Below are 24,800 nucleotides of genomic sequence, written 5' to 3'. Positions count from 1 at the left end.
GGAGATAAAATAATGTTTAATTTTAATTTGAAAGCTAACATTATTTACGTATTAATAGCTATGATTATAGACTTCGTTTTGGGGGATCCTGCTTGGCTTCCTCATCCAATTATCTATATTGGGAAGCTTATAGCTAAGTTAGAAAACTATTTTAGAAAAGGTGAAAAAAGTGATGAAGGCTTAAGAATCTGTGGAGGATTAATTGTTTTAATAGTATGTTTTGTAACTTATACTATTCCTTATGCCTTATTAAAATTATCATTGATTAATGAATATTTATTTCATGGTTTAAATATCTTTATAATTTGGACTACATTAGCAGCAAAAAGTTTACATGGTGCGGCTATTGAAGTTTATAAATCTTTAGAAAAAAGAGATATAAAGGATGCAAGGGTAAAGCTTTCTTATATAGTAGGTAGAGATACAGCTAGCCTTGAAGAAGATGAAATTATAAGAGCAGATATAGAAACTGTAGCAGAAAATGCTTCTGATGGTATAATTGCTCCTATGTTTTACGCTATATTAGGAGGAGCTCCACTAGCTATGATGTATAAAGGCGTTAATACTATGGATTCAATGCTAGGATATTTGAATGAAAAGTTCAAATATATTGGTTTTTTCCCAGCTAAAGTAGATGATTTGTTCAATTTAATACCTGCAAGACTTACAGGAATTTTAATGTGCTTAACTTCTTTTGTTGTAGGTGGAAATATAGAAGATAGCTTTAGAATAATGATTAGAGATAGGAAAAATCATAAGAGTCCAAACTGTGCTTATCCTGAGGCGGCAGCAGCAGGTGCAATGAAAATTCAACTTGGTGGAACAAATGTTTATTTTGGAGAGATAGTATATAAGCCAACTCTTGGAGATAGAATTAAAAACTTAGAAGCTAGAGATATAAAGCAAAGTATAAAGCTTATGTATTCAAGTGAGATATTGTTAGTACTTGTATCATTAATTTTGGTGGTAATTTAAAAAAACTAGTTAGGACGTGAAGAAATTGAAGCATGGTGGAGATATATATAGTGAAGGATTATTAAAAGGAAGAAAACTATTGGATTTTAGTTCTAATATAAATCCTCTCGGTGTACCTAAAGGATTTATTGAAAATATTAATGAAGGAATAGAAATGCTTCAAGTTTATCCTGATATAAAATATAGAACATTAAAGGATAACATAATTAATTATTTAAATAAATGTAGTTATTATTTTGGAGGAGAAACTAATGAGTTTAATTTAACTCATGAAAATATTTTATTAGGGAACGGAGCTTCCGAAATAATAGATCTAGCTGTTAGATATTTAAAGTCTATAACTATAGTAGTACCTTCCTTTGTAGAATATGAAGATAATAGTCATAGATATAATTTAGAAGTAAGTTATTCATATTTAAAAGATGATTTTACTTATGACTATGAGGATATATTAAGTAAATTAAATAATAGTGAAGGTCTTATAATTGGAAATCCTAATAATCCTAATGGTTCAATTATAGATAAAGAAAAGTTTACAAGTATTTTAGATTTTTGTGAAGAAAATAATAAGATAGTTCTAATAGACGAAGCTTTTATCGAGTTTACAGGAAGCTTTAACTATAGCCTTTTGAATTTAGTAGAAAAATATAAATGTTTATTTATCATTAAGGCGATAACAAAATTTTATGGATTGCCTGGCGTAAGATTAGGTTTTGGAATAACAAAAAATGAAGAATTAATTAATTATATAGTTTCAATGCAAAATCCATGGAATATTAATTGCTTTGCTGAATTAAGTGCTAAATATGCATTAAGTGATGAAGCATATATACGAGATTCTCTTAAGTGGATTGAAACAGAAAGAAAATATATGATAGATGAACTAAATAAAATTTCCATAATTGAAAGGTGTCATAATAGTTATGGAAATTATGTTCTTTGCAAATTAAAGGGAATAAACTGTGATAAACTTTACAGTTACTTAGAAGAAAAATGTATTATAATAAGAAAGTGCAATAATTACAGAGGACTAGATGATAAGTTTGTTAGATTTGCAATAAAGGATAGAAGCTCTAATGAAAAGCTGATAGAGCACTTAAAAAATATAGATCCATTAAAAATTAAGGATATTTAACCCTTAGCTAGAGAAGGTGGATAAATGAAAAATTTGGAGCAGTGCTTTTTATCTATTAAAAGTGATAAGCTTAAGGTTCTTATAGTTGGTGGAGGAAAAGCAGGATATATAAAGTGTAAATCCTTTTTAACTAAAGGAGCAGAGGTTAAGGTTATTGCATTAGATATATGTAAAGAAGTGCTATCTTTACAGAATTTTGAAAAGTTAAGTATTGAAAAAACTACTTATAATAAGGAAGTGTTAGTAAAATATCATCTAGTGGTCATTGCAACTGATGATGAATTCTTAAATCGTAATATTAAAATGGATTGTGATGAACTTTGTAAATTTTATATAAATTCTTCTAATGTAGAGGAAAGCATGTGTATAACTCCTACCGTAGGAGAAAGTAAAAGTACAGTTTTTGCAATTCATACAAAAAAATTTAGTCCCAAAACTTCACTATTTATTAGGGATAATCTAGAAACTCATCTAAAAAAATACGATAGTTATATAGATTTTTCAGTAAATTTAAGAAATTCTCTAAAGAATCATGTTAGAAAGAGTGAAATTTTAAATTTCATATCTACAGAGGATTTTCTATATATTTTTAATAAGGGATACGGTGAAAAAATTATAAATTTATTTTATGGAGGCAATAGAATTGAGGATAGCAACGAGAAAGAGTAAGTTAGCACAGGTACAGACAGAGTTTGTAATGGAGCTTATAAATAAAGCTCATAACATTAAATGTGAAAAGGTATTAACAGATACTTTAGGAGATAGAAGGTTAGATGTTACACTTGATAAAATAGGCGGTAAAGGACTTTTTATTAAGGAATTAGAGCAGCTTATATTAGATGGACACGCAGAAGCTGGTGTTCATAGTATGAAGGATATGCCTTATGAATTGCCAGAAGGTTTTATAGTTGCAGCAATGCCTATTAGAGAAGATGTAAGAGATGCCTTCGTATCTATAAATGGAGTAAAATTTAAAGATTTAAAAAAAGGTGCTAAGGTAGGTACTAGTAGTAATAGAAGAGCTAGTCAATTAAAAATTTTAAGACCAGATATAGAAATAGTACCTATAAGAGGTAATGTTCAAACTAGAATTGACAAAATAAAAAAAGAAAATTTAGATGGAATAATTCTAGCAGCAGCAGGACTTAAAAGATTAGGTATGGATGAGATAATAACTGATTATTTTGAGCCTCATGAAATGATTCCTGCTATAGGTCAAGGCGCACTAGGAATTGAAATACATGAAAGTTGTAAAGATAAAGAAGTTTTTACAGCTCTTGATGATTATGAGGTTAGAGTTTGTGTTGAAGCGGAAAGAAGTTTTATGGCAGCTTTAAAAGGGGATTGCCACGCTGCTATAGGAGCTTATGCGGTGTTAAAGGATAATACAATCAATATGATTGGTATTTACGAAGTTAATGGAAACCTTGTAAGAAAAGAAGTAACAGGACCAGTAAATAAAAATATTAAGCTAGGAGAAGAGCTTGCTTCTTTAATTTTAAATTCTTAGGAGGAATTATGAATAAAGTATATTTAATAGGTGCAGGACCAGGACATGAAGAACTTATTACAATGAGAGCAGTAAATGTTTTAAAACAGTGTACCGCTATTATGTATGATAGATTATGCGGAGAAAGTTTTTTACAATATATAAATCGAAATGCAGAAATATATTACTGTGGAAAAGAACCAGGATGCCATTATAAAAATCAAAATGAAATTAATGATATGATAGTGGAGCTAGCTAAGAAAGGACATATTGTAGGAAGAGTAAAGGGCGGAGATCCTTATATATTTGGTAGAGGAGGAGAAGAAGCACTTAGATTATTAGAAGAAAACATAGAATTTGAAGTAGTGCCAGGAATAACTTCTCCAATATCTGTACTAAATTATGCGGGAATCCCTGTAACTCATAGAGGAATAGCTAGAGGATTTCATATATTTACAGGAAAAAGCAATGATAATATGGACTTAAACTTTAAAGTTATTTCAGAGCTTAATGGAACATTAATATTTCTTATGAGCTTTGAGAAGCTGGGGACTATTACTAAAAGTTTGATGGAAAATGGTATGAGTGGTGATACTCCAGCAGCAGTAGTGATGAGAGGAACTACATCTAAACAAAAAAAAGCTATAGGAACATTAAGTAATATTGTAGAAAAAGCACTAGAAAACAATTTATCAAATCCTAGCATAATTGTAGTAGGCGAAGTAGTTCAGTTCCATGATAAATTAAATTGGTTTGAAAGAAGACCTCTTTTTGGAAAAAATATATGTATTACAAGAACTAAAGAGCAAAGTAAAGAAATAAAAACCAAGCTACTAAATTTAGGAGCAGAAGTTACAGAAATAAACTCTATAAAAATTAAGCCTACACCGGAAAAATTAGAACCATATTTAGATAAATTATCATTATATGATTACATTGTTATAACCAGTGCTAATGCGGCGAGAGTTTTCTTTGAATATTTAATAGAAAGAGAAATTGATGTTAGAACTATAAAAGCGCAAATTATAACCATAGGACCAGCTAGTGATAGTGCAATTAGAAGTTATGGGGTAATACCAAAGCTTTGTGCTCAAGAATATGTAGCAGAAAATTTATTTAGTCATATGGAAAGTTTTATAAAAGAAAATGACAAAATACTTCTTCCACGATCTAAGAATGCAAGAGTTTTTTTAACAGAAGCATTTGAAAGCAAAGGATGCATAGTAGATGAATGTCATATATATGAAACAGAAACGGGAGAAGCTGTAGGGCTTAACAGATTTGTAGATTGTGATGCCGTTGTATTTACAAGTCCAAGTACCTTAACTAATATGATTAAGCTTGTAGGTATTGAAGAGATTAAGAAAAAAACAGTGGTATCTATAGGACCGATTACTTCAGTAGAACTTAACAAACATAATATCGAGCATATTGTATGTGATGAGAGTAGTAATGAGGGAATGATAAATAAATTAATTGAAATTTATTCAAAGTCCTAAGAATTAAGGGAGTGGAAGTTATGTTAACACAACATAGAAGATTAAGAGAAAATTCAGCTATAAGAAGCTTAGTAAGAGAGACAGTTTTAAATCCAAATGATTTTATATTTCCTATATTCGTAGTTGAAGGTGAAAATATTAAGGAAGAAATTTCTTCTTTAAAAGGAATTTATCATTGGTCTATAGATAGATTACATGAGGTTATAAATGAAGTTAAAGCTGCAAAAGTAAAAGGTGTAATACTTTTTGGATTACCAGATCATAAAGATGAAATAGCAACTTCTGCTTTTGCAGAAGACGGAATTGTTCAAAAGGCAATTAGAAAAATAAAAGAATTAGATAAAGACCTATTTGTAATAACTGATGTTTGCATGTGCCAATATACAGATCATGGACACTGCGGAATAGTTGAAAATGGAAGAGTACTTAATGATGCTTCAGTAGAGATTATAGCTAAAATAGCATTATCTCATGCTAAAGCAGGAGCAGATATGGTAGCGCCTTCTGATATGATGGATGGAAGAATAGGAGCTATAAGAGAAATTTTAGATGAGAATAACTTTGACTATGTTTCTATAATGGCTTATAGTGCAAAATATTGTTCAGCTATGTATGGACCATTTAGAGCAGCGGCAAATTCAACGCCACAATTTGGAGATAGAAAAACTTATCAGATGGATCCGGCAAATGGTAAAGAGGCACTAAGAGAAATTGAAGAAGATATCTTAGAAGGCGCAGATATAATAATCGTTAAACCTGCCATGATCTATTTAGATATTATAAAAGCAGCTTCAGATAATTTTAATATTCCAATTGCAGCTTATAACGTAAGTGGAGAATATGCAATGATAAAATGTGCTTCAGAAAATGGACTATTAAATGAAAAGGAAGCAGCACTAGAAATGCTAACTTCAATGAAAAGAGCAGGTGCAAACTTAATAATAACATACTATGCACTTGAAGCTTGTAAATGGTTAAGTGAAGAATAGTAAAAAGAAAGATGTGAAAAGATGAAAGGTATAGTTATATCTTCTAATTGTAGTGGTGGAGGAAAAACCACCATTACACTTGGAATAATGAAAGCGTTAATGAAACTTGGTTTTGATGTGCAAGGCTATAAAGTAGGACCAGACTATATAGATCCAGCTTTCCATTCCACTATAACTAAGAAGCCATCTAGAAATTTAGATTTATTTTTAATGGGAGAAGAAGGCGTAAAGGCTGCATTTTCAAGAGGTTATGGAGATATGGCTGTAATAGAAGGTGTAATGGGGCTCTTTGATGGAAAAGGAATAGATAGTAGGTTTTCTACAGCACATGTAGCAAAAACTCTAGAGCTTCCCATAATTCTTATACTAAGTCCTAAAGCAGCAAGTGCAACTTTAGCAGCTGAAATTCAAGGGCTGTTAGATTATTGTGATGAATGGGTAAAAAAGCCTAATGTAAAGGGAGTTATATTAAACAATATATCTTCTAGCTATTACAATCTTTTAAAGCTCATAATAGAAACTCATTGTAATATTAAAGTCTATGGTTACATACCTAAAGATGAGGAAATATCATTAGAGTCAAGACATTTAGGACTTATTCAATGTAGTGAAGTAGAAGATATAGAATATAAAATTAACAAATGCAGCGAACATATTTTATCCAATGTAAACATGGATGAATTAATTTCTACTTTTAGCGAAGTAAAGAAATATGAAGATGATTTTCATATAGAAAATAAAAATTTAAAAATAGCAGTTGCTAAAGACGAAGCTTTCAGTTTTTATTATACAGAAAACCTAGAGCTTCTTAAAGAGGCAGGAGAAATTGTATATTTTAGCCCATTACATGATGAAAAATTACCTGATAATATAGACTTTTTATACTTAGGAGGAGGGTATCCAGAAGTTTTTATTAAAAAACTTAGTAGTAATACATCAATGCTTAAATCTATAAAAAGTGAATTAGATAATGGATTAAAATGCTATGCAGAGTGTGGAGGACTTATGTATTTAACAGAGTCAATAAGCACTTTAGATGGTAAAGAATTTAATACTGTTGGCTACTTTAAAGGAAAAAGTATTATGACTACAAGACTTCAAAATTTTGGATATTGCGCTATTAATATAGATGAAAAAAGTCCACTTTTAAAAGACTTGTCAATCAATGCACATGAATTTCATAAATCAAAGGTAGAATTAGATGAAAATTATATATACAACCTCACAAAGAACAGTTATGATGGTTCTGTTAAAAACTGGAGTTGTGGATATGTAAAAAATAATACTTTAGGTGCCTATGGACACATTCATTTTTTTGGCAATATAAACTTTTTAAAAGAGTTATTGAAATAAAATTATTCCTTAAAAACTAAGATTAAGTTAATCATCTTAGGGGAGCAATATAAAGTTTGTTAAAGTTAAGGCATTTATAAAAAATAATAAGTAAATATATTATACTATTTTAATAATAGTGCTTTGTCAGAATATCATGACAGCCATGTTATCATAGGAATCTATATTCTAGATGATGCAAATATACCACCATTTTTGACTTGTTATTTTCCTTTATATGCCTAAAAAATCTTTGAAAAGGAATGAAGTAGAATGAAAGAATATATAAAAGATCCAATGGGAATAGAGATTAGAAGCTTTGAAATAATTGGAGAGGAAATGGGACCTCATAATTTTGATGAAAAACAGTTGCAAATAGTTAAAAGAGTAATACATACTACTGCAGATTTTGATTATCAAAACATAATTCATTTTAGTGAAGATGCTATTGAAAAGGCTAAGGACATATTATCTAAGGGTGTGACTATATACACAGATACTAATATGGCACTTTCAGGAATGAGTAAGCCAGCATTAAAAAAGCTTAATTGCAATGTAGAGTGTTATGTAGCAAGAGAAGATGTAAGAGCTATTGCTAAGGAAAAGAAAATAACTCGTTCTATGGCTGGGGTTGAAAAAGCTGTTGAAGAAGGAGTAGAATTCTTTGTATTTGGAAATGCACCTACAGCAATTTTTAAATTATTAGAATTAGTAGAAGAAGGTAAAGCAAAACCTAAATTTGTTATAGGTGCTCCTGTAGGATTTGTAGGAGCTAAAGAAAGTAAAGAACTACTAGAAAAATACAATATTCCAACAATAACGATTAGGGGAAGAAAAGGTGGAAGTACAGTGGTAGCAGCAATTATGAATGCTATTATGTACATGATGGTTGAAAGATAGTACTAAGAGTGAAGGTGTAAATATGCTAGATTTATATGTAGAAGCAAATGGAAAAAGATTGAGGTGTGGATATACCACTGGTTCCTGTGCAGCAGCAGCTTCTAAAGCAGCAACAATGATGCTTTATGATAAAGAGAAAACACCAATAGATAAAGTTAAAATAGATACTCCTAAGGGAATAGAATTAAACTTAGAGGTTCACGATATTACCTTTGGAGAAGAGTATGTGGAGTGTGCAATAATAAAGGATGGCGGAGATGATATCGATGCTACCAACGGAATAAAAATATTTGCTCGTGCCACTAAAAAAGTTAGTGGATACTCGTTAAAGGGTGGTAAGGGTGTAGGAGTAGTTTGCGGAGAAGGACTTTATATTAAAAAAGGAGAGCCAGCTATAAATCCTGTACCTAGAAAAATGATTGAAAAGGAAGTAACTGAAGTGCTTCCTAAAGATTGTGGAGTAGAAATTACTATATTTGTTCCTCGAGGTGAGGAAATTGCTAAAAAAACTTTTAATCCTAGATTAAACATATTAGGCGGGATTTCTATACTGGGGACTACTGGTATAGTAATGCCAATGTCAGAAGAAGCTTTAACTGAATCAGTAAAATTAGAGATAAGCCAAAAGGTAGCAAGTGGAAGCAAAGAACTCATATTGTTATTTGGAAATATGGGCGAAGATATGGCAAATAAGCTTAAACTTAATGAAAAAGATATGGTCATTATTTCTAATTATGTAGGCATAGCCTTAGATTCTGTAATTTCTAAAGGAATAAAGAAAATTACAATAGTAGGGCATATAGGTAAGCTTTGCAAGGTGGCTAGCGGAGTTTTTAATACTCACAGTAGAGTTTGTGATGTAAGGCTTGAAACACTGGCATTAGAGTTAGCACTTATGGGTTATGACTTAGAACTAGTTAAAAAGATTTATAATGAAAAAACCACAGAAGGTGCTGTAGAGCTTTTAGGTGATGGCTTCGAAAAACTTTATGAAAATATAGGTCAAAAGGTTATAAATAGAATTAAAATTTATAGCTATGACCAGTTAGAAGTAGATGCAATTATGTATTCTATGAAGAGAGGAATACTTTATAATTCCTTAGAAGAAAAGGAGAGATAATTATGGTTTATATTATAGGGCTTGGACCTGGACATAAAGATTATATTCTTCCTATAGCTGATAAAACTATGGAAAGCTCTGATATAGTAGTAGGATTTGGAAGAGCTATTAAAAGCATAGACCATATAAAAACTCCTAAACTTGAATTTAAAAGTATAGTATCAATTGTAGATTATATTAGTGAGAATAAAGATAAAAACATATCTATAATAGCTTCTGGAGATCCTGGCTTTTATGGTATTACCGAATATATAAAGAAAAATTATGATGGTGAAATAAAAGTCATACCAGGAATAAGTTCTTTTCAATACTTTATGGGTAAGTTGAATCAGTCATGGCATAATGTTCATTTAGGAAGTATGCATGGAAGAGAAGAAGACTTTTTAGGAAATATTTCTAAATACTCACAGGTAATATTTTTGACAGATAATAAGAATTCACCAAGTGAGCTTTGCAGAATTCTTTATGAAAATAACATAAATTGTGAAGTTTATGTTGGAGAAAATCTTTCCTATGAAGATGAAATAATATCCTTCGGAATGCCAGAAGAACTTATGAAATATAACTTTGGAAAGCTAGCAGTTATGTACATAAAGCTAAAGTAATGGAGTTGAAGTAAATGAAATTTATTAAAGATGAAGAATTTATTCGTGGAAATTGTCCAATGACTAAAGAAGAAATAAGAATTTTAAGCCTATCCAAATTAGAACTAGAAGAAAACTCAAGAGTTCTTGATATAGGTGCAGGTACAGGCTCTGTTACTATACAAATGAGTAAAATTTGTAATAGTGGTGAAGTTGTTGCAGTAGAAATGGATGAAGAAGCAATAGAAGTTATTAAAAAGAATATAGAAAAATTTGAAGCAAATAATGTAACTTTAGTGGAAAGTGAAGCCTATGAGGCAATAAATAACATAAAGGGAGAATTTGATGGAATTTTTATCGGTGGCAGCGGTGGAAATATAGATAAGATAATCTATGAATATGGAAAAATGCTTAAACCACAGGGAAAAATGGTGTTGAATTTTATTACTATAAGTAATTTATATAAGGCAATGGAAGCTTTAAAAGAAAATGGATATAAAGTTGAGGTAAGCCAAATAGCAGTAGCAAGAGGAAGAGGAAATAGTTGCATGCTCATGGCAAATAACCCTATATTCATAATTTGTGGCGAAAAGATTAGCTAATTTGAAATTAACGGAGGATTTAAATATATGAAGAAACATGGAACTTTATATGGCGTTGGAGTTGGACCAGGAGGAGAAGAACTACTTACTTTAAAGGCTGTAAGAGTAATAGAGAATTGTGATGTTATTATAGCACCAAGTGCAAAAGCTGGCGGAGTTAGTATCGCATATGAAACAGCAAAAAACTTTATAAAGGATAACCAAGAAGTGATTATTAGTCATTTCCCAATGGGAAAACCAGATAAAGAAGAAAAGGTTTATGATGCATTTAAAACCATAGAAGAATATTTAAAAGATGGTAAGGATGTTGCATTTTTAACTATAGGAGATGCCTTTGTTTATAGTACGTATATATATTTATTAAAATACATAAAAGAACAAAATTATAAAACTGAAACTGTTCCAGGAATAACTTCTTTCTGTGCCAGTGCAAGTATTGCAGATAGAATATTGGTAATAGGAGATGAACCATTATTAATAGTTCCAGGAAGTAGAATTGATTCTATAAAAGATGAAAAATATGTGGTTATTATGAAATTCTACAACCAAGAAGAAAAAGTATTAGATTTCTTAGATGAAAGAGGCTTTGACTATGTATGTGTTCAAAGAGCATATAGAGAAGGTGAAAAAGTACTGTCTACTAGAGAAGAAATTTTAAATGAAAAAGATTATATGTCATTAATAATTGCTCATAGAAATAGCGAGATATAGTATGGAGGAAATAAATATGGAAAATATAGTTTATTTTATAGGTGCTGGTCCAGGAGACCCAGATTTAATAACAGTAAAGGGAAGAAAAATATTAGAAGAAGCAGATGTAATAATTTTTGCTGGTTCACTAGTTAGTCCTGCACATTTTGAATATTGTAAAAAGGATGTAGAAATACATAATTCAGCTTCAATGACTTTAGATGAAGTTATTGCAGTAATAAAAAGAGCCCATAGTGAAGATAAAAAGATTGTTAGGCTTCATACTGGAGATCCTGCTATTTATGGAGCAATTAAAGAACAAATGGATGAGCTTGATAAATTAAACATAGGTTATAAAGTAATTCCGGGAGTTAGTTCCTTTACTGCAGCAGCAGCAAGCATAAAGAAAGAATTTACTCTGCCAAGTGTTTCTCAAACAGTAATACTTACTAGAATGGAAGGAAGAACACCAGTTCCTGAAAAGGAAGACTTAGAAAGGCTTGCTAGTATAGGTGCATCAATGGCATTATTCCTATCTGTTGGTATGATTGATAAAGTAACTGAAAAGTTAAGACGTGGTTATGGAAGAAATGTACCTGTAGCTGTAATACAAAGAGCTACTTGGGGTGATGAGAAATATGTTATTGGAACATTAGATGATATTGCAGAAAAAGTTAAAGAAGCTAATATAACAAAAACTGCACAAATATTAGTAGGAGATTTCATAGATAGTGAATATGAAAAAAGCTTATTATATGATGCAGGCTTCACTCATGAGTATAGAAAGGCAAAAGATGAAAATAGCAATAATTAGTGTTACTAATAGTGGAGATAAAATATCAAAATCTTTAAAAGAAAACCTTGAAGTCCATTATAAATATAGTTGCCATATATACACTAAAGACGAAGTTAAAACTTTAACTTTGAATAAAATATGTGGTGAAGCTATGGAGAATTTTCAAGGAATTATATTTATCAGCTCCACAGGAATTGCAGTAAGAGGAATTGCACCTTTTATTAAAAGTAAAGACAAGGACCCAGCAGTGGTAGTGGTAGATAATTCAGTAAAATATGCTATAAGTCTTTTAAGTGGTCACTTAGGTGGAGCCAATACTCTTACAGAGGAAGTAAGCTATATACTTAAATGTATTCCTATAATTACTACTGCTACTGATGGATTAAAAATAGAAGCTCCGGATATGGTGGCGAAAAACAATAATTTAATTATTGACAATCTGAAAGATGCTAAAGATATAGCAGCACTTTTAGTAGAAGGAAAAAAAGTTGCTTTTATAGATGGAAAATCTTTAATAAACATACCAAAAGGATATGTTGAAGAGGAAAATCAAGCTGATGGAGCAGTATATGTAACTCATAAGTTAGAAGTTGAGAATATTACTCATAAAACTTTAAAGCTTATAAGAAGGGACATTGTACTTGGTATTGGCTGTAGAAAAGATTATGATATAAATTCTATGGAGCAGAATGTAATGCAGGCATTAAGAGAAAACAATATTGATTTTCGAAGTGTTAAAAAAATTGTTACTGTAGAAATTAAAGCAAAGGAAAAAGCAATTTTATCCCTTAAAGATAAACTAAACTGTGAATTAGAGATATTCACAATTGAAGAAATTAAGAAGATTGAACATAAGTATGAAGGTAGTGATTTTGTACGAAAAACACTAGGAATAGGCTCTGTATGTGAGCCTTCTGTAGAGCTTAGTGGAGGAAAAATCATAAAAAACAAAATGAAATTAAATGGAATGACACTTAGTATTGGAGTGTTATAAAGTAGGAGGAAATAATATGGGTAAATTATACGTAGTTGGAATTGGACCAGGTGGACTTGACCATATGACAGTGAGAGCAAAAGAAGTAATAGAAAATTGTGACATAGTAGTTGGATATACTAAATATCTTGAAATGATTAAGCCTCTTATAGAAAATAAAGAAGTATTTTCTACTGGAATGCGTGGAGAAGAAGAAAGATGTAGAAAAGCATTAGAGTTATCTAGAGATAAGGATGTAGCAGTTGTAAGCACAGGAGATGCTGGAATCTATGGAATGGCTGGTCTTATACTTCAAATGGCAGAAGGTGAAGAAGTTGAAATCGTACCAGGAGTTACAGCTTCAAGTGCTGCAGCTTCTGTAGTTGGTGCACCATTAATGCATGACAATTGTAACATTAGTTTAAGTGATTTATTAACACCATATGAACTAATAAAGAAAAGAATTCGTCTTGCAGCAGAAGGAGATTTTATCATATCTCTTTACAATCCAAAAAGTAATGGAAGACCTCATTACTTAAGAGAAGCTATTGAAACTGTAAAGGAATTTAGAAGTGGAAATGTGCCAGTAGCAGTAGTTAAGCATGCATTAAGAGAAGGACAAGAAGTTCATCTATATACATTAGAAAACTTTGATGATAGTAAAGTGGATATGTTCTCTATAGTAATCATAGGAAATAGTAATAGCTTTATGAAAGATAATAAATTTATAACTCCAAGAGGATATAAATTATAAGGAGCGACAATTGTGATAGCATTAATTTTAGGAACAAGCGAAGGAAAAGTTATAGTAGAAAATTTAAACAAATATACCGATGATTTATTACTGTCTGTTGCTAGTTCATATGGTGGAAGTCTGTTAGAGAATTATAAGTACAAAATTTTAAATGACAAGCCGCTAACGAAAGATGAACTTAAGGAAATGCTAAAGGTCAATGGTGTAAAATTATTAATAGATGCATCTCATCCTTACGCAGTAGAAATAACTTATAATGCTTTAGAAATTTGTAACAGTTTAAACATTAATTATATTAGATATGAAAGAGCCTCTATTGTAGATAAATATACAAATTCACCTAATATAATGGAAGTGGAAAGCTATGAGGAATTAGACAAAGTGTTAAAAAATATAGATGGAACTATATTAAACACTACAGGAAGTAGAAATATCAATAAAATATTAGATTTAAATTTAAATAATAGAATAATTCATAGAGTATTACCTACCTTAAAGGTACTTTCAGAATGTGAAGAGTTAGGAGTTAAGGTAGAAGATATTATTGCGATGAAGGGACCTTTTTCTAAAGAACTTAATTTGTGCTTTATAAATGAATTTGATGTTAAAGCTATGTTGCTTAAAGATAGTGGCATAGTAGGAGGTACTTTAGAAAAATTAGAAGCTATAATAGAAAGCAATATCTATGGAATTGTTATAGGTAGAAAGAGAATAAATTATCCAATAGCTTTTAGTGATGAAAAAGGATTATTAAATTATTTAGTTGAAAAGAAGTTTATTTAAGAAAATTCTTTTCAAGGGTAGTTGAAACAATGCACAATTATCTCTAATTGTTTATAAAAAGTATAGGAAGAACTTTATAATTGTGCATTTGAAACTGTGAATTGTATATTAACGATGGAGGTATTTATGAAGGTAAAAAAAATAGTTTTAATAGGGCTTTTTATAGCATTAAGTGCAATTGGGGCTAATATTAAAGTTTTTCAAACAGTTGCATTTGATTCAATGCCAGGATTTTTATCAGCAATTATATTAGGACCTTTAGCAGGAGCAGTGGTTGGTGCAATAGGTCATCTTATAACTTCAACTATCAGTGGATTTCCAATGTCATTACCAGTTCACTTAGTTATATGTATAGATATGGCATTAACTATGTATTTCTTTGGAATAACTTATAAGGTTTTAAGAAAAAAAGGAGAACTAATATCAAATATATCTTCTGCTATAGTAGGAGCTTTAATTAATGGACCTATATCCGTTTTTATGTTATTAATATTGAATAAATTTATGGCATTTATGCCAAATGAAGTTTTGATAGGTATGATACCTGTTTTAACAATGGTGGCTGCATTTAATATTATAATCGCACTTATTGTAAATAAATTTATACCAGAGAATTATAAAACTAATTAGTAATTTGGGATATGTATATAGTCAAGGGTTGTAGTTAATTCTCAGTTTGCTAGGAGTTTATAATAATAGATTTTTAAAATATAATTTTAAGGAGAATGAACATATGAGTAAAAAGGGCATATTAGTTGTAAGCTTTGGAACAAGCTATGAACATCCACTTAAAAGTTGTATAGAAGCTACAGAGAATTTTATAAGGAATAATTTTAAGGAGTTTGAAATTAGAAGAGCTTTTACTTCTAATATGATAATAAAGAAGCTTAAAAGTAGAGATAATCTTCACGTAGACACAGTAGGAGAAGCACTTTTAAAGATGCGTGAGGAAGGATTTAATGAGGTTTATGTTCAACCACTACATATAATATATGGAGAAGAATATAATAAGATTAAATCTTCCATAGATCAATATAGAGAAGAAAAGGTCTTTGGAAAAATAGAACTTGGAAGACCATTACTTTATAAAAATGAAGATTATTTTGAGGCTGTTGAAGCTTTAAAAGCTCAGCTTCCGGAATTAAATAAAAATTCAGCAGTAGTGTTAATGGGACATGGAACTGAACATCATGCAAACTCATGTTATTTCCAATTTGAATACGTTGCTCGTAAAATGGATTTGGAAAATATCTACATGGCAACAGTAGAAGGATATCCAGAAATAGAGCATATAATTCCAGAGTTAAAGGCAAAAAATATAGAGGAAATAACTTTAATGCCATTTATGTTAGTAGCTGGAGACCATGCTCAAAACGATATGGCATCTGATGAAGAAGATTCATGGAAATCCATATTAGAAGGTGAAGGCTTTAAAATAGACACTTACATTAAAGGATTAGGGGAAAATAATAAATTCCAAAATATATATGTTAGCCATTTAGAAGATATAATGAAATAGTATAAAAGACTCAATAATTAAAATAAAGTTATTGAGTCTTTATATTTATATAATTCTTTATTTAATATTTAATTATTTAAATTTACAAGGAGAAAATTATAATTTACGGAATAAGTTATAAAATATAATTAATTTTATTTCAAAGGAATAAAAATATAAATATTGTTATAAAGTAAAGATAAAATTTAAGAGCTTTTAGAAATAGTTACTTACCTTTACCAATGGAAATTGAAAATTAAGGGAGGGATTTAAATAATATGAATTCAATAGTGTGCATAGGAGATAGTCTTACATATGGATATGGAGTTAATAGCAAAAGTAGCTGGGTTGAATTATTAAAGAAGAGGTTAAAGAATGTTAATGTGATAAATGCAGGAGTAAATGGAGATACAACCATTGGTATGGTTAATAGATTTACGGAGGATGTAGTCTATAATAATCCAGATGTTGTTATTATTTTAGGTGGAACTAATGATTTTTTAGCCAATCGAAATCCAGACAATTCTCTTAAAAATATAAATATAATGGTGAAAGAAGCAATAGAAAATAACATTATACCAATAGTTTTATCACCACCAAAAGCAATAGAGGACTTAGCTTTAAATTGTTGGGATAGTTGTTGTGACTACACTAAGGTAAACTCTTTAGTAGAGCAGTTTGGAGATATCCTTAGTAAGTTTTGCTCTAATGAAGATATTTCTTTTGTAAATTTAAATGATGTTTTTGATAAAAAAGAAGACAATAGGCATTTGTATACTGATGGAATTCACCTTAGTGAAGAGGGAAATAAATTGCTATTTGAAGTAGTGGCTAATGTAATTAAAGTATAAGTTTTATTAATAAACCACTATTTTAAAAAAGGTATAATACTTTTCCATATCTATTAATATAATATAGTTATGATATTAATGGAATTTATTGGAGGGATTTATGAGTGATAGGAACTTGAAAAATAGTGAATATCTAACTACAAATCAAGGTGTGGGTATAACCAATAACCAAAGCTCATTAACTGTTGGAGAGAGAGGACCTGTTTTACTTCAAGATGTGGAGTTAATTGAAAAGTTAGCTGGTTTTGATAGAGAGAGAATTCCAGAGAGGGTGGTACATGCTAAAGGAGCCGGAGCTCATGGTTATTTTACACTTTGTAATTCTATGAGAAGATATACAAGGGCTAAATTTCTTAATGAGATAAATAAACAAATACCGGTGTTTGTCCGTTTTTCTACAGTTATAGGTTCAAAAGGTTCTGCAGATACCTTACGTGATCCAAGAGGATTTGCTGTAAAATTTTATACAGAACAGGGGAACTATGATTTAGTAGGAAACAACTTACCAATATTTTTTATAAGAGATGCCATGAAATTTCCAGATATGATTCATGCTTTTAAACCTTCACCAGACACTAATATACCAGATCCAAATAGGTTTTGGGACTTTATATCTAATACACCAGAAGCTACCCATATGATTACATGGATTTTCTCAGATAGAGGAACAATTAAAAGCTATAGGACCATGGAAGGCTTCGGCGTAAATACTTATATATGGTTAAATGAAAAAGGAAAAAGGACTTATGTAAAATATCATTGGAAGCCTACATTAGGAATTAAAACTATAACAAGACAGGAATCTGAAATATTGGCAGGATTAGATCCAGATGTGGCAACAAGAGATTTATATGATACTCTTAATAGAGGAAAAACCGTTGATTATGAACTATTTGTACAAATTATGGATGTTGAAGATGAATTTAAACAAGAATTTGACCCTTTAGATGCTACAAAAACTTGACTCTGAAAAGGCATTCCCACTTATAAAAGTGGGAAAACTTACCTTAACTACAGCACCTAAAAACTTTTTGCTGAAGTTGAGCAAGCAGCTTTTGTCCTGCAAATTTAATAGATGGTATTGAAGTTTCTGCAGATAAACTTTTGCAAGGAAGATTATTTTCATATTCTGATACTCAACGTCATAGAATAGGTGCTAATTTTGCTCAATTACCAATAAATAGACCTCAAGTCCCAGTTATAAATAATCAACAAGATGGAGATATGAGATACTTCGCAAATTGTGGAAAAGTTAACTATGAACCAAATACGTTAAATTGCGGAGAACCTAGAGAAGCACCATCATCACCATCAAAGCCACAATATATATGTGGCAATATTGAAAAGAAAAAAATAAAGCTAACAAACGATTTCCAACAAGCAGGAGAAAAATATCGTTCCTATGATAAAGAAGAAAAAGATCATTTAATAGATAATTTAGTAAATGATTTATGGAGTGTAGAGGAAAAAATTCAATTAAAAGTTATAGAGTATTTTACTAAAGCAGATAGAGAATATGGAGAGAGAGTAAGAAGAGGTCTTAAAATTAAATAATTATAGATAAGTTATATTTTAAAATTGCTAGTTAGTATTGTGGTGTATTTAACTTGCAAGATAAAATGCATAATTAAGGTTGACTTAATTTCTTTTATAATTTTTATAAAAAATATTAATATTTATAAAGTGTAGAATGTGAAATATCAGATACTGTTTAAATAAAGTGGTCACTTAAACTTAAAGATAAATTAAAATGGCCACTTTTCTATAGTTGTAGTATCATCAATAGAAAAATATAATAATATATTTACATATTGATTATTTGCGAGTAATATATGGACTGTAGAGATTATAATATCACTTATAAAATAATTTTAAATATATATGGCTCCTTGGTCAAGCGGTTAAGACACCACCCTCTCACGGTGGTATCAGGGGTTCGATTCCCCTAGGAGTCACCATGTTGAAATAAGATGGTTAACAGAAATGTTAACCATCTTATTTTTTTATTTTCCTAAGTTATGGTATTTTATATAACTATATATGTTTAGAAGGAGAAATATCTTTGTAGCGGCGAACAGTGTTCGCTAAATATCAACTTAAGATTTTAATAAAAAATACTTAAGAGTATTGATATAACTATGATGATTCAAGCCGATGATACAAGAGATAAAAAAGAAAACTGGCGAACATTGTTCACCCCTACGACATCATAAATAATAGAATAGATGAAAAACATGCTACAAAGGAAATTAACTATTAAATTTGAGAAATTATAGACAATTTATATTATTTATAAAGTTATACAATATTATTTTTTAGATATTATTATTTTATTTAATGACGTAAATTGATTATTTGACGAACTAATTAATAAATTATGATCTTTGAAAATTGAATAGTATGGTATTTGAAAATATGTTATAATGTGGGCAAAGTCAGCGTGTTTGAATCAGTGATTAAAAAATAACAGGAGGTATTCTTATGGATTTTAGGATAATATCATTGCCACCATTCAAAGCAGCGTCATCTGGGGTAGATAAAGAATTCAACTTTTCCTTTAATGGTATTTTAGGAAAGTTTGATAAGTATTTTTCTGCAATTAATCCATCCAAAAGAGATAGTTTTATGCCTAGAGATTTTTTGTTCTTTGATGAAGAAAAACAAGGTATGGTATGGTGGTGGGCATTGACTGAGGATATGGATGATGGCGGCAACGAAGTCATTGATTTTGAAGGCGGGTACTATATAACTTATGTTTATAAAGATGGAGATGAAGAAACAAATGGTAAGTTATATAATCAAGCCTTGGAATATATTAAGAATTCTAATATTTTCGAACTGGATGTCCGTCAAAATCATTATGCTATGGGACATATTATTACACCATCAGAGATTATAAAAGCACAAGGATGGGCGCAAATGGAAACATTTATACCAATTAAATTAAAATCAACCTCCAACTTGTAATAAAAATTATAAGGATAATCTTTAATTTATAATCGTCTTAAATTCTGAATCATTTATTTATATAATAGGAGGCATGAAAATGATATTCAAGTTTTATCAAATTTATCGCTCTATAAAGGAGATTGTAGGTGAAAACAAGGCAAATGAGCTGTTTCCGGAATATTCAACACTACCCAATAAAATGTCTGCGGAAGATCAAGTTGAGCTTGCACACATATTGATGGATAGACTTGATAATTCACTGGATCACGATACCATTATTAAGATCCGGCAACGGCATCCTTGCAATATTCCGAAAGCAGATAAACAGAAAATGCAAGAAATCAAGGAGAGCTTCGAAAATATTGCTGATAGAATAAAGGCATACAGCGAATATCTTGGCGGTTCATTTTCCTCATGTGGTAAAAATGTATATACCTTTTCATGGGGAAATAAAAAATGCGTCTGTGGAATGTTTCGAAAAATAGAAAACTATAAAAAGATCTCGTGTTCATGGTGCGAATGTTGTAATGCAAACAACAAATTGCAGTTCAACTATCTGTGTGATAAAGCAATTGAGTCGAAATTGCTGCAAGGCATTTGCTGCGGTGGAACAGATTGTTCATTCAGAATTACAATTTTAGATTCGCAAAACGAGTATAATCGTTAGTTCACAGTTTTCTTATATTACGAAAGCAAAATTAAATATTAAGTTAACCATCAATACCGTACTATTCAAAACTGAATATACGGTGTTTTTTATGTCACAATTCAAATATATTATGAAGGATACTTAACAAGCATAGTTATCACTTTTTAAAAAAATGGAAAATTATGAGTGAAATATGAGCACAAAAGTGCCAAAATGAAAGGAATGTGAGCATTATAAATACACTTCTGTAATGGTAGAGAGCAGTGGAAGTATTAAGACTTCATACCTAAAAAATAAACATATTTGTAAGTTTAACAAAGGAAAATATTTGGAGATTTTTTCAAGTGAGTTAAGAACAAGTCCTCAATGTTGTCCTAAAAGAACAGGGACGAGTTAGTTTGCAATTTAATTATTTTATTAAGTAACTACTGAAGTTTAAGATACAAAAAATGCTCTTTAAAAACTGGATAATGCGGTGTTAGAAATAACTATATGAGATTATATAAATTATAATATAATTACCATAAAAAAATGGAGGAACTTATAGAAGAGTTTAAACCAGATATTATTTGTGGAGAAGTGCGACCGGAAGATTGGGAAAAATATTGTTCAAATAATGAATATGAAGGCTATCTAGGTCCAAATGAATATAGAAAACTAATAATACCTTTATGCGAGAAGAAAGGTATTAAATTTATACCTTTTGATTGGTTTCTAGATGACTTGGTAGGTCATGATTACTTTCAAGGAAAATCAGATGCTGAACTTACTACTTTAGAACAACAACTCGATTCATTAATGGCTGAGGTTATGGAAAGTGCTAAAAATAGTAAAATATCATTTAATTCATTAGAGTTTAATGATATTGTAGAGAAAAAAGAAGATTTTCTGAATAACGTAAATCCTGATATGCATAAAGTATGTTGGATACGTAGAAATCAAATTATGGTTGAAAGAATAAAAAATGCATTAGATGGGAATGAGGGTAAAAGAGTTCTTTGCACAGTAGGGGCAGAACATAATTACTATTATTATAAAAACTTGCAAGAAAGCAAATGGGAAATAATTTACCCATTAAAATAAATTTCATATTTGTTAAGGAGAGTACGTTATCTTTTCGTTTAACGTCATAACTGAAAAAACGAATAATTTACTAAAACACCGTATTATTCAGAAATGAAATTGCGGTATTTTTTATGTCGCAATACAAATATAAGATGAATTAAAATTGAAATATGTTCTTTGAAAATTGAATAATGTGGTATTTATAAAATATGTTATAATTGATTTGTAATAGTAAAATAATTTTAAGTAAAAATTATTTTTATAAGACATATAGATAAATAAGAATTTGTCAGTGAGCTATTTTCGGTTAAGAATAATTGTATTATAATACAAGCTAGATAAATTATGAATTTGAGGTGAAATGCTATGGACAAATATACAAAAGAAGAATTGATAGAAGCACTACAAGTTGTATCCTCAACTATCAGTAAGTGTGAAAAAATACAGCCAAAATTTGAGGAGGGTACCTCTCAGCACACACTCCTTAAGAACAGGATAAAAGCGTTGTATATTTCAAAATCATTAATAACAGATGAAAATGTTATGGACAAATATACAAAAGAAGAATTGATAGAAGCACTACGCCCAGTATCTTCAGTTATCAGCAAATGTGAAAAAGCACAGCTAAAATTTGAGGAGGGTACATCTCATCACAAGCGCTTTAAGAACATAATAAAAGCGATGTATATTTCAAAATCATTAATAACAGATGAAATTAGTAAAAGAGGTTAATTCCCAGTTTTTCGGTGAGATTATAAGTATAACTCTAAGCTAGACAAATTTCAATTTAAAAAAATAAGTATAAAATAATATATTAAAATACCGCAGTATTTATAAGTGAATTTGCGGTATTTTTTATGTCGTGATTTGATTAAAAGGCGAATTAAAATGAAAATATGTTCTTTGAAAATTAAATAATACGGTATTTACAATATATGTTATAATTAATTTGTAATAGTAAGATGTTGTGCACGAGTAACAAATGTGATGGTAGGAGGGACAAATAAAATGCGAAGTAAAAATTATTTGTATAAGATATATAGATAAATAGGAATTTATGAATTAGTTAATTATTTAGAGTGAAGAGTGAATATTTTATTTTACGAACTAATTAGTTTAAATAAATGCTAACTAATTTAAAAGCAAATTGAGAAGGAGATTTTATGATAGAATTAACAAAACAAGAAATGACTTCTATTATTCCGCTAATCAAGGAATGCAGAGATAGAGATGTTGAACTACGGGCTTTAGTTGAAGGAAAGATGGAGGGAGTAGCTTGGGTAGATAATAAAGAAAATCCATCAACTGCAATAGTTTTAGTTGCAGACTTTTGTTTTTTACTAGGTATCAATGAGAAGAAAGAAGAAGAAAGTTATATAAAGCATATTCTTGAACAATATAAGGGTAAACTGATTGTTAATTATGATAAGTATTGGGATATATTTATAGAAAAGCATTTTGCAACTAATCATAAGAAAAGTATTAGATATGCAATAAAAAAAGAAACAGATGTTTTTGACGGAGAAAAACTTAAGAGGTTTATTAAGAATATTGAACAAGAATTTTGGATTGAGAAAATAGATGCAACTAATTATAACAAGGTATTAGAAGATGATTTTATGGCAGATTGTTGCTCAAATTTCTCATCCCTAGATGATTTTGAGGACAATGGAATTGGATATATAATTATTCATGAAGATGAAATAATTTCAGGAGCATCTTCATATAGTTATTGTAATGGTATTATTGACATCACCATTGGAACCAAAAGAAAATATAGAAAAAGGGGACTAGCATTAGCCTGTGCGTCAAAGGTTATATTGGAGTGTTTAGATAAAAATATATATCCTAAGTGGGATGCCTCCAATGTAGAGTCTGTGGCACTTGCTGAGAAATTAGGGTATCATTTTGATAAGGAATATTATGTATATTCAATTAGTTAAAGATATCTGATTGATTATAAATATAGTATAGTTTGTAATCTAAGTATTGAACGACCTAGATAAATTCCAATTTGTCAATGAACTTAAAAAGTAAATATAAAATAATATATTAAAATACCGCAGTATTCATAAGGGGATTTGCAGTATTTTTGCGTCGTAATACAAATATATTATGAAGGATACTTGACCAGCGTGGTTATCGCCTTTTAAGAAATAGAAGATTATAGGTGAAATATGAGTACAAAAGTGCTAAAATGAAAGGAATGTGAGCATTATAAATATACTTCTGTAATGGTAGAGAGCAGTGGAAGTATTAAGACTTCATAACTAAAAAATAAACATATTTGTAAGTTTAACAAAGGAAAATATTTGGAGATTTTTTCAAGTGAGTTAAGAACAAGTCCTCAATATTGTCCTAAAAGAACAGGAACGAGTTAGTTTGCAAATTGATTATTTTATTAAGTGAGTGCTGAAATTTAAGATACAAAAAATGCTCTTTAAAAATTGGATAATGCGGTGTTAGAAATGACTATATAAGATCATATAAATATGATATAATCACCATTAGTTAAGGCAAAATGGTAAGATGTTGTGAATTAATATATTTGCATTAACATCCACTAAATTTTATTGACTTAATTAAGAATTCCCTAAGACAGTTTAAGGAGGATATATAATATGATTGATATAGAAATTTTAAATAATATTGATGAGGAAGATATGGATAATATATTAGATGCCTGGGAATCATCGGTAAGAGCAACACATACTTTTTTAAATGAAGAAGATATAATATCAATAAAACCCCAAGTTAAAGAAGGCGCTTATTATGTTAGCAAACTTATGTGTATAAGAGATAATGAAGGTACTATACAAGCATTTATGGGTGTGCATGATGGTAAGATTGAAATGTTATTTGTAAGTGATGAATGTAGAGGTAAGGGCATAGGAAAAAGGCTTATAGAATACGCAATAAATAGTTTAAATATAAAATATGTAGATGTAAATGAGCAGAATATACAAGGTGTAGGATTCTATAAACATATAGGATTTGATATATTTAAAAGGTCAGAACTTGATGCACAAGGAAATCCATTTCCTATACTTCATATGAAATTAAAGTAAATATATTTAACTAATAATTTTCTTATTTAGAGTCATAACTGAAAAAACGAATAATTTACTAAAATACCGCATTATTCAACGTGAATATACGGTATTTTT

27 protein-coding genes, 1 tRNA gene and 1 pseudogene are annotated in these 24,800 nt (G+C 29.7%); all 29 read left to right on the top strand.

Features of this window, described 5'->3' with window-relative positions:
• Nucleotides 1-12: 12 nt before the first annotated feature.
• Complete coding sequence (gene cbiB / locus ACWPW7_RS15510; RefSeq protein ID WP_454054238.1) at nucleotides 13-975, top strand: adenosylcobinamide-phosphate synthase CbiB; 963 nt, start codon at nucleotides 13-15, stop codon at nucleotides 973-975.
• A gap of 25 nt (nucleotides 976-1,000) precedes the next feature.
• Nucleotides 1,001-2,110, top strand: a complete 1,110-nt coding sequence (locus ACWPW7_RS15505; RefSeq protein WP_454055524.1) for a pyridoxal phosphate-dependent aminotransferase — start codon at nucleotides 1,001-1,003, stop codon at nucleotides 2,108-2,110.
• A gap of 24 nt (nucleotides 2,111-2,134) precedes the next feature.
• The gene (locus ACWPW7_RS15500) at nucleotides 2,135-2,779 is read left to right on the top strand and encodes an NAD(P)-dependent oxidoreductase (RefSeq protein WP_454054237.1); all 645 of its coding nucleotides are present in this window, start codon (nucleotides 2,135-2,137) and stop codon (nucleotides 2,777-2,779) included.
• On the top strand, nucleotides 2,748-3,620 hold the full coding sequence (hemC, locus tag ACWPW7_RS15495; RefSeq protein ID WP_454055523.1) for a hydroxymethylbilane synthase: 873 nt from the start codon (nucleotides 2,748-2,750) through the stop codon (nucleotides 3,618-3,620). Before ACWPW7_RS15500 ends, hemC begins: the two co-directional genes overlap by 32 nt.
• An 8-nt stretch (nucleotides 3,621-3,628) precedes the next feature.
• A complete protein-coding gene (gene cobA / locus ACWPW7_RS15490) occupies nucleotides 3,629-5,098 on the top strand; it encodes a uroporphyrinogen-III C-methyltransferase (protein WP_454054236.1) in 1,470 nt (489 codons plus the stop codon).
• A gap of 20 nt (nucleotides 5,099-5,118) precedes the next feature.
• Nucleotides 5,119-6,087 (top strand): porphobilinogen synthase, encoded by a 969-nt coding sequence (hemB, locus tag ACWPW7_RS15485; RefSeq protein ID WP_291562194.1) that lies wholly within the window; start codon nucleotides 5,119-5,121, stop codon nucleotides 6,085-6,087.
• A gap of 21 nt (nucleotides 6,088-6,108) precedes the next feature.
• Nucleotides 6,109-7,440 (top strand): cobyrinate a,c-diamide synthase, encoded by a 1,332-nt coding sequence (locus tag ACWPW7_RS15480; protein ID WP_454054235.1) that lies wholly within the window; start codon nucleotides 6,109-6,111, stop codon nucleotides 7,438-7,440.
• Nucleotides 7,441-7,692: 252 nt separating this feature from the next.
• The gene (locus ACWPW7_RS15475; RefSeq protein ID WP_291562199.1) at nucleotides 7,693-8,319 is read left to right on the top strand and encodes a precorrin-8X methylmutase; all 627 of its coding nucleotides are present in this window, start codon (nucleotides 7,693-7,695) and stop codon (nucleotides 8,317-8,319) included.
• Between the two features lie 22 nt (nucleotides 8,320-8,341).
• Nucleotides 8,342-9,439: a cobalt-precorrin-5B (C(1))-methyltransferase CbiD gene (gene cbiD, locus ACWPW7_RS15470; protein WP_454055522.1), complete on the top strand. Its 1,098-nt coding sequence runs from the start codon at nucleotides 8,342-8,344 to the stop codon at nucleotides 9,437-9,439.
• A gap of 2 nt (nucleotides 9,440-9,441) precedes the next feature.
• Nucleotides 9,442-10,044 (top strand): precorrin-6y C5,15-methyltransferase (decarboxylating) subunit CbiE, encoded by a 603-nt coding sequence (cbiE, locus tag ACWPW7_RS15465; protein ID WP_454054234.1) that lies wholly within the window; start codon nucleotides 9,442-9,444, stop codon nucleotides 10,042-10,044.
• A 14-nt stretch (nucleotides 10,045-10,058) separates the two neighbouring features.
• Nucleotides 10,059-10,625: a precorrin-6Y C5,15-methyltransferase (decarboxylating) subunit CbiT gene (cbiT, locus tag ACWPW7_RS15460; protein WP_454054233.1), complete on the top strand. Its 567-nt coding sequence runs from the start codon at nucleotides 10,059-10,061 to the stop codon at nucleotides 10,623-10,625.
• 27 nt (nucleotides 10,626-10,652) lie between these two features.
• Nucleotides 10,653-11,336 carry a cobalt-factor II C(20)-methyltransferase gene (locus ACWPW7_RS15455; protein ID WP_454054232.1) on the top strand — a complete coding sequence of 228 codons (684 nt, stop codon included), beginning with the start codon at nucleotides 10,653-10,655 and terminating at the stop codon, nucleotides 11,334-11,336.
• A 16-nt stretch (nucleotides 11,337-11,352) separates the two neighbouring features.
• On the top strand, nucleotides 11,353-12,129 hold the full coding sequence (cobM, locus tag ACWPW7_RS15450) for a precorrin-4 C(11)-methyltransferase (protein WP_454054231.1): 777 nt from the start codon (nucleotides 11,353-11,355) through the stop codon (nucleotides 12,127-12,129).
• Complete coding sequence (gene cbiG, locus ACWPW7_RS15445) at nucleotides 12,089-13,105, top strand: cobalt-precorrin 5A hydrolase (protein WP_454054230.1); 1,017 nt, start codon at nucleotides 12,089-12,091, stop codon at nucleotides 13,103-13,105. Before cobM ends, cbiG begins: the two co-directional genes overlap by 41 nt.
• A 16-nt stretch (nucleotides 13,106-13,121) precedes the next feature.
• Nucleotides 13,122-13,838 (top strand): precorrin-3B C(17)-methyltransferase, encoded by a 717-nt coding sequence (gene cobJ, locus ACWPW7_RS15440; protein WP_454054229.1) that lies wholly within the window; start codon nucleotides 13,122-13,124, stop codon nucleotides 13,836-13,838.
• 12 nt (nucleotides 13,839-13,850) lie between these two features.
• Nucleotides 13,851-14,621, top strand: coding sequence for a cobalt-precorrin-6A reductase (locus ACWPW7_RS15435; protein ID WP_454054228.1), 771 nt, complete (start codon nucleotides 13,851-13,853; stop codon nucleotides 14,619-14,621).
• Nucleotides 14,622-14,747: 126 nt separating this feature from the next.
• Nucleotides 14,748-15,251 carry an ECF transporter S component gene (locus ACWPW7_RS15430; RefSeq protein ID WP_291562228.1) on the top strand — a complete coding sequence of 168 codons (504 nt, stop codon included), beginning with the start codon at nucleotides 14,748-14,750 and terminating at the stop codon, nucleotides 15,249-15,251.
• Nucleotides 15,252-15,354: 103 nt separating this feature from the next.
• Nucleotides 15,355-16,140, top strand: a complete 786-nt coding sequence (locus ACWPW7_RS15425) for a sirohydrochlorin cobaltochelatase (protein WP_454054227.1) — start codon at nucleotides 15,355-15,357, stop codon at nucleotides 16,138-16,140.
• Between the two features lie 257 nt (nucleotides 16,141-16,397).
• Nucleotides 16,398-16,970, top strand: a complete 573-nt coding sequence (locus tag ACWPW7_RS15420; protein WP_454054226.1) for a GDSL-type esterase/lipase family protein — start codon at nucleotides 16,398-16,400, stop codon at nucleotides 16,968-16,970.
• Between the two features lie 100 nt (nucleotides 16,971-17,070).
• On the top strand, nucleotides 17,071-17,934 hold the full coding sequence (locus ACWPW7_RS15415) for a catalase (protein WP_454054225.1): 864 nt from the start codon (nucleotides 17,071-17,073) through the stop codon (nucleotides 17,932-17,934).
• A 98-nt stretch (nucleotides 17,935-18,032) separates the two neighbouring features.
• Nucleotides 18,033-18,236 (top strand): annotated as a pseudogene (locus tag ACWPW7_RS15410) (catalase); the annotation flags it as partial.
• Between the two features lie 60 nt (nucleotides 18,237-18,296).
• Complete coding sequence (locus ACWPW7_RS15405; protein WP_454055521.1) at nucleotides 18,297-18,524, top strand: catalase-related domain-containing protein; 228 nt, start codon at nucleotides 18,297-18,299, stop codon at nucleotides 18,522-18,524.
• A 329-nt stretch (nucleotides 18,525-18,853) separates the two neighbouring features.
• Nucleotides 18,854-18,928 (top strand) — tRNA-Glu (locus ACWPW7_RS15400).
• A gap of 523 nt (nucleotides 18,929-19,451) precedes the next feature.
• Nucleotides 19,452-19,937 (top strand): hypothetical protein, encoded by a 486-nt coding sequence (locus ACWPW7_RS15395; protein WP_454054224.1) that lies wholly within the window; start codon nucleotides 19,452-19,454, stop codon nucleotides 19,935-19,937.
• Between the two features lie 79 nt (nucleotides 19,938-20,016).
• Entirely contained in the window at nucleotides 20,017-20,586 is a 570-nt protein-coding gene (locus ACWPW7_RS15390; RefSeq protein WP_454054223.1) for a DUF6144 family protein, read from the top strand.
• A gap of 513 nt (nucleotides 20,587-21,099) precedes the next feature.
• Entirely contained in the window at nucleotides 21,100-21,651 is a 552-nt protein-coding gene (locus ACWPW7_RS15385; protein ID WP_454054222.1) for a hypothetical protein, read from the top strand.
• Between the two features lie 348 nt (nucleotides 21,652-21,999).
• Nucleotides 22,000-22,365 carry a hypothetical protein gene (locus ACWPW7_RS15380; RefSeq protein ID WP_454054221.1) on the top strand — a complete coding sequence of 122 codons (366 nt, stop codon included), beginning with the start codon at nucleotides 22,000-22,002 and terminating at the stop codon, nucleotides 22,363-22,365.
• A gap of 431 nt (nucleotides 22,366-22,796) precedes the next feature.
• Nucleotides 22,797-23,576, top strand: a complete 780-nt coding sequence (locus tag ACWPW7_RS15375) for a GNAT family N-acetyltransferase (RefSeq protein WP_454054220.1) — start codon at nucleotides 22,797-22,799, stop codon at nucleotides 23,574-23,576.
• Nucleotides 23,577-24,254: 678 nt separating this feature from the next.
• Entirely contained in the window at nucleotides 24,255-24,701 is a 447-nt protein-coding gene (locus ACWPW7_RS15370; RefSeq protein ID WP_454054219.1) for a GNAT family N-acetyltransferase, read from the top strand.
• Nucleotides 24,702-24,800: the final 99 nt, after the last annotated feature.

The organism is Clostridium sp. Marseille-Q7071 (genome assembly GCF_965112025.1).
This window is presented reverse-complemented; position numbering and strand designations above follow the sequence as displayed.

Excerpts from the sequence above, each read along its gene's own strand:
- ACWPW7_RS15390 (WP_454054223.1), top strand. The coding sequence starts at position 20,017 with ATGATATTCAAGTTTTATCAAATTTATCGCTCTATAAAGGAGATTGTA.
- ACWPW7_RS15425 (WP_454054227.1), top strand. The coding sequence starts at position 15,355 with ATGAGTAAAAAGGGCATATTAGTTGTAAGCTTTGGAACAAGCTATGAA.
- ACWPW7_RS15385 (WP_454054222.1), top strand. The coding sequence starts at position 21,100 with ATGGAGGAACTTATAGAAGAGTTTAAACCAGATATTATTTGTGGAGAA.
- cbiB (WP_454054238.1), top strand. The coding sequence starts at position 13 with ATGTTTAATTTTAATTTGAAAGCTAACATTATTTACGTATTAATAGCT.
- cobA (WP_454054236.1), top strand. The coding sequence starts at position 3,629 with ATGAATAAAGTATATTTAATAGGTGCAGGACCAGGACATGAAGAACTT.
- ACWPW7_RS15430 (WP_291562228.1), top strand. The coding sequence starts at position 14,748 with ATGAAGGTAAAAAAAATAGTTTTAATAGGGCTTTTTATAGCATTAAGT.
- ACWPW7_RS15415 (WP_454054225.1), top strand. The coding sequence starts at position 17,071 with ATGAGTGATAGGAACTTGAAAAATAGTGAATATCTAACTACAAATCAA.
- hemB (WP_291562194.1), top strand. The coding sequence starts at position 5,119 with ATGTTAACACAACATAGAAGATTAAGAGAAAATTCAGCTATAAGAAGC.
- cbiE (WP_454054234.1), top strand. The coding sequence starts at position 9,442 with ATGGTTTATATTATAGGGCTTGGACCTGGACATAAAGATTATATTCTT.
- cobM (WP_454054231.1), top strand. The coding sequence starts at position 11,353 with ATGGAAAATATAGTTTATTTTATAGGTGCTGGTCCAGGAGACCCAGAT.
- cbiT (WP_454054233.1), top strand. The coding sequence starts at position 10,059 with ATGAAATTTATTAAAGATGAAGAATTTATTCGTGGAAATTGTCCAATG.
- cobJ (WP_454054229.1), top strand. The coding sequence starts at position 13,122 with ATGGGTAAATTATACGTAGTTGGAATTGGACCAGGTGGACTTGACCAT.
- ACWPW7_RS15475 (WP_291562199.1), top strand. The coding sequence starts at position 7,693 with ATGAAAGAATATATAAAAGATCCAATGGGAATAGAGATTAGAAGCTTT.
- ACWPW7_RS15455 (WP_454054232.1), top strand. The coding sequence starts at position 10,653 with ATGAAGAAACATGGAACTTTATATGGCGTTGGAGTTGGACCAGGAGGA.
- cbiD (WP_454055522.1), top strand. The coding sequence starts at position 8,342 with ATGCTAGATTTATATGTAGAAGCAAATGGAAAAAGATTGAGGTGTGGA.
- ACWPW7_RS15375 (WP_454054220.1), top strand. The coding sequence starts at position 22,797 with ATGATAGAATTAACAAAACAAGAAATGACTTCTATTATTCCGCTAATC.
- ACWPW7_RS15480 (WP_454054235.1), top strand. The coding sequence starts at position 6,109 with ATGAAAGGTATAGTTATATCTTCTAATTGTAGTGGTGGAGGAAAAACC.
- ACWPW7_RS15395 (WP_454054224.1), top strand. The coding sequence starts at position 19,452 with ATGGATTTTAGGATAATATCATTGCCACCATTCAAAGCAGCGTCATCT.
- cbiG (WP_454054230.1), top strand. The coding sequence starts at position 12,089 with ATGAGTATAGAAAGGCAAAAGATGAAAATAGCAATAATTAGTGTTACT.
- ACWPW7_RS15420 (WP_454054226.1), top strand. The coding sequence starts at position 16,398 with ATGAATTCAATAGTGTGCATAGGAGATAGTCTTACATATGGATATGGA.
- ACWPW7_RS15500 (WP_454054237.1), top strand. The coding sequence starts at position 2,135 with ATGAAAAATTTGGAGCAGTGCTTTTTATCTATTAAAAGTGATAAGCTT.
- ACWPW7_RS15380 (WP_454054221.1), top strand. The coding sequence starts at position 22,000 with ATGGACAAATATACAAAAGAAGAATTGATAGAAGCACTACAAGTTGTA.
- ACWPW7_RS15370 (WP_454054219.1), top strand. The coding sequence starts at position 24,255 with ATGATTGATATAGAAATTTTAAATAATATTGATGAGGAAGATATGGAT.